Below are 5,130 nucleotides of genomic sequence, written 5' to 3'. Positions count from 1 at the left end.
CTCGCGCACGTGCCGCACCCAGTAGTCGGCCGTGCGGATCTCGTCGCCGGCCAGGGCGCCGGTCACGTTCGACACGACCGGCAGCAGCGGCGCGGCAAAGGTGAGGCCGTCCAGGACCGCGCGGAACTCGTCGAGCATCGGCTCCATCAACGGGCTGTGGAACGCGTGGCTCACCGTGAGCCGGCGCGTGCGCACGCCCCGCTCCCGCCAGACCCGCTCCACCTCGTCCAGGGCCTCGACGGCACCCGACACCACCACGGCGGTCGGCCCGTTGACAGCCGCGATACCGACCCGGTCGCCCAGCCCAGCGAGAGACTCCGCCACCGCAGCCTCGTCGGCGGCCACCGCCAGCATCCCGCCACCGGTGGGCAGCGCCTGCATCAACCGACCCCGCGCGGCCACAAGAGCACACGCGTCGGCCAGCGACAACACGCCCGCGACATGCGCGGCGGTCACCTCGCCGATCGAGTGACCGGCCAGCATGTCCGGCACGACCCCGAACGACTCCACCAACCGGAACAGCGCCACCTCGACCGCGAACAACCCAGCCTGCGTGAACACCGTCTGATCCAGCAACCCCGCCTCGGGGCTGCCCGCCTCAGCGAACAACACCTCCCGCAACGGACGCGGCAACAACGGATCCAGGTGCGCACACACCTCGGCCAGCGCGGCGGCGAACACCGGGAACTCCGCCGACAACTCCCGGCCCATCCCGGCACGCTGCGCACCCTGACCCGAGAACAGCAACGCGAGCTGGCCGCGTACGGCGGTGGAGCCGGTCACGACGGCCCCGGAGGGCTCGCCAGCGTCGAGGGCGCGCAGCGCGGCGAGCAGGTCGTCCCGGTCGGCCACCACGGCGACGGCGCGCTGCTCCAGCGCGGGCCGGGTGGTGACGGAGGACCAGGCCACGTCCAGCGGACGCGGGGCCTCCTCGGCGGCGAGCCAGCGCGCCCACCGGCCCGCCTGGCCGGCCAGGGCCGCATCGGAGCGCGCGGAGAGCAGCACCGGCACGACCGGCGGCACGTCCCGGGCGACGATCTCGCCCTCGATCGCCTCGGCCGGCGGCTGCTCGATGATCACGTGCGCGTTGGTGCCGGAGATGCCGAACGACGACACCGCCGCCCGACGCGGCCGGTCCACGGCCGGCCACGGGGTGGGCTCGGTCGCGAGGGTCACCGCCCCGGCCGTCCAGTCGATGTGCGGGGAAGGCTCGTCCACGTGCAGGGTCGGCGGGACGAGCCCGTGGCGCATCGCCATGACCATCTTGATCACACCGGCGACACCGGCGGCGGCCTGCGTGTGCCCGATGTTCGACTTCACCGACCCCAACAGCAGCGGCCGGTCCCCCGGACGCTCCTGCCCGTACGTCGCCAGCAACGCCTGCGCCTCGATCGGGTCACCGAGGGTGGTGCCGGTGCCGTGCGCCTCGACGGCGTCCACGTCGGCGGTGGTGAGCCGCGCGTTCGCGAGGGCCTGGCGGATCACCCGCTGCTGCGAGGGACCGTTCGGGGCCGTCAGCCCGTTCGACGCGCCGTCCTGGTTCACGGCGGTGCCGCGCACCACGGCGTAGATCTTCCGGCCCTCGCGCTGGGCGTCGGAGAGGCGCTGCACCAGAAGCACGCCGACGCCCTCGGACCAGCCGGTGCCGTCGGCCGACGCGGCGAACGACTTGCAGCGGCCGTCCTGCGACAACCCGCGCTGCCGCGAGAACTCGATGAACGTCCCCGGCGTCGCCATCACCGTCACACCACCGGCCAGCGCCAGATCGCACTCGCCGGAGCGCAACGCCTGCGCCGCGAGGTGCAGCGCCACCAGCGACGACGAGCACGCCGTATCGACGGTGACCGCCGGGCCTTCCAGGCCGAACGTGTAGGCGACCCGACCCGACAGCACGCTGCCGGAGGTGCCGGTCCCGACGTAGCCCTCCACCTCGGTCGGCAGGTCCATGAGCCGGGAGGCGTAGTCGTGGTACATGACGCCGGCGAAGACACCCGTCCGGCTGCCCCGCAACCGCTGCGGGTCCAGCCCGGCCGACTCGAACGACTCCCACGACGCCTCCAGCAGCAGCCGCTGCTGCGGGTCCATCGCCAGGGCCTCGCGCGGCGAGATGCCGAAGAAGCCCGGGTCGAACTCGCCGGCGCCGTACAGGAAGCCACCGTGGCGCGTGTACGACGTACCGCTGCGGTTCGGGTCCGGGTCGAACAGCGACTCCAGGTCCCAGCCGCGGTCCGCCGGGAACTCGGAGATCCCGTCGCCGCCGCCGGCCAGCAGCTCCCACAGTTCGTCGGGGGATTCCACCCCGCCCGGGTAGCGGCAGGCCATGCCCACGATCGCGATCGGCTCGTCGGTGCCGACGACCGTGCCGGCGACCGGGCCGGCGGTCGACTGGCGTACCCCGGCCAACTCCGACCACAGGTGGTCGGCGAGCACGGCCGGGGTCGGGTAGTCGAAGACCAGCGTCGAGGCCAGCCGCAGCCCGGTGGCCGCGTTCAACCGGTTACGCAGGTCCACCGCCGTCAGCGAGTCGAAGCCCAGCTCCCGGAACGCCCGGTCCGCCGGCACCGCCTCCGCACCGCCGTGCCCCAGCACCTGCGCGACCAGGCCCCGCACCAGCACGTCGACCTGGGCGCGGCCCTCGTCCTCGGTCAGCCCGGCGAGCCGGTCGGCCCAGCCGCCACCGCCCTGCCCCGCCTGGCGGCGGGTGCCGGTCACGCCGATCAGGGTGCGCAGCACGGCCGGCACGGGGCCGCCGGAGGTCGCCGCCCGCAGCGCGGGCACGTCGATCACGGCCGGTACGAGGGCCGCCCGGTCGGCGCCCAGGGCGGCGTCGAACAGCTCCAACCCGGTCTCGGCGCTCATCGGGGTCAGGCCAGCCCGCGCGGAACGCGCCCGGTCCGCCTCCTCGATCGAGGCGGCCATGCCGGGGGTGTCCCACATGCCCCACGCCAGGCTGACGGCCGGCAACCCGAGCTGCCGCCGGTACGCCGCCAGGGCGTCGAGGAAGGCGTTGCCCGCCGCGTACGCCGACTGGCCCGGCGAGCCGAGCACACCCGCCACCGACGAGAACACCACGAACAGATCCAGATCCAGACCCGCCGTCGCCTCGTGCAGGAACCAACCCGCCGACACCTTCGGCGCCAACACTCCGGCAAGGCGCTCCGCCGTCAGCCCCTCCACGATCCCGTCGTCGAGAACACCAGCGGTGTGCACCACACCCGCCAGGCGTTCCCCGGCGGTGACCTCGGCCACCAGCGCACCGACCTGGTCCCGGTCCGTCACGTCACAGGCGACGACCCGCACCGACGCACCCAGCGCGGACAGCCGCTCCGACAGCTCGCCCGCACCGGCGGCCTCCGGACCACGCCGCGACACCAGCACCAGCGAGCGCACGCCGTGCACCGACACCAGGTGCTCCGCGACCAGCGCACCGAGCGCACCCGTACCACCGGTCACCAGCACCGCACCGTCACCCAGGCTGCGCGTCTGCGCGGCCGTGATACCGGCCCGGACCAGGCGCGGCGAGTACACCGCGCCCTCGCGGACGGCGAGCTGGCCGCCGGTCGACGCCGGCTCCCGCAGGACGCCGTCCAGCAGGGCCACCAGCCCGGCATCCGGGTCACCGTCGACGTCCGCGAGGACGATGCGGCCCGGGTGCTCCGACTGCGCCGACCGCAGCAGACCCCACACCGCCGCACCGGCCAGGTCGGTCACCCGGTCCTCGTCCCCGACGGACACCGCGCCCCGGGTCACCACCACGAGCCGCGAGTCCGCCAGGGCGTCCGCCGCGAGCCAGGACTGCACCGTCGCCAGCACGTCCGAAGCCACCGCCCGGACCGACTCCGGCGTCGCCGCCGCCGAACCGGACGCGGGGAACACCGGCAGCAGCAGCGTCCGGGGGACGGACTCCTCCCCCGCGACCGTCGCCACGTCGGGGTACGTGGGCACTCCGGCGGGTGCCACCAGCTCCCGGCCGCCGGTCACCAGCGCCCATCCGGAAAGCTCCCCGGCGGGCGCGGCCTCCACGGCCGGCCACCGCAGCTCGAACAGCGAACGCGCGGCCACGCCCGGCGCGGCCACACCGGTCAGCTCCCGCAGGACGAGGGAGTCCACCGACACGACCGGCGCGCCCACCTCGTCGTACGCGGCCAGCCGCAACCCGGAGCCGTCGCGCGTCAGGCGCACCCGCAGCGCCCCCGCCCCCGAGGCGTGCACCTGCACGCCCTCGAACGCGAACGGCACCCGTGGCCCGCCCGACTCCTCGCCACCCAGCAGCAGCCCGATCGGGTGCAGGGCGGCGTCCAGCAGCGCCGGGTGCACGCCGAACCCGGCGGCCTCCGTCGCGGCGTCGTCCGGCAGGACCACCTCGGCGTACACCTCGGCGCCGCTGGTCCAGGCACGCCGGAGCCCCTGGAAGGCCGGCCCGTACGTCAGGCCGTGTTCCGCCAGCGTCGGGTACCAGCTCGCCAGGTCCACCTCCGCCGCGCCGGCGGGGGGCCAGGTGACCGGGTCCGGCTCGTCGGCGGTGGAGGGCTCCAGCACGCCCTCCGCGTGCCGGGTCCAGCCCGCCTCGGGGTCGTCGTCGGGGCGGGAGTAGACGGCGACGGGACGCTGCGGCGACTCCGACGTGGACACCCGCACCTGGATCCGCACGCCTCCCGTTCCGGGGAGGGCCAGCGGGGCGGCCATGGTCAGCTCCCGCAGCCGGGAGAGGCCCACCTCGTCGCCGGCCCGCACGGCCAGCTCGACCAGGGCGGTGCCCGGCACCAGCGTCAGCCCGGAGACCGTGTGGTCGGCCAGCCACGGGTGCGTGGCCAGGGAGAGCCGGCCCGTCAGCACCATCTCGTCGTCGCCGGCCAGGTCCACGGTCGCGCCGAGCAGCGGGTGCTCGGTGCGGCCGAGCCCGGCCCCGGACACGTCGCCCGTACGCGCCCGGTTGGCGGCGGGCCAGTAGCGCTGGTGCTGGAAGGCGTACGTGGGCAGGTCCACGCGGCGCGCGCCAGCGTCGGCGAACCACTGCGTCCAGGTCACCGGCATCCCGTGCACGTACAGCTCCGCCAGGGCGTGCAGGAGCGCCTGCGCCTCCGGCCGGTCCCGGCGCTGCACGGCCACGGCCAGCACGGCGTCGTCGTC

At 75.3% G+C, this 5,130-nt stretch carries 1 protein-coding gene; it reads right to left on the bottom strand.

Features of this window, described 5'->3' with window-relative positions:
* Positions 1–5,130 (bottom strand): type I polyketide synthase (locus ABZ573_RS32400; protein ID WP_358122907.1); only part of this gene is annotated, 5,130 nt, incomplete at both ends.

This window comes from Micromonospora sp. NPDC007220 (genome assembly GCF_040634035.1).
Lineage (GTDB): Bacteria > Actinomycetota > Actinomycetes > Mycobacteriales > Micromonosporaceae > Micromonospora > Micromonospora reichwaldensis.
This window is presented reverse-complemented; position numbering and strand designations above follow the sequence as displayed.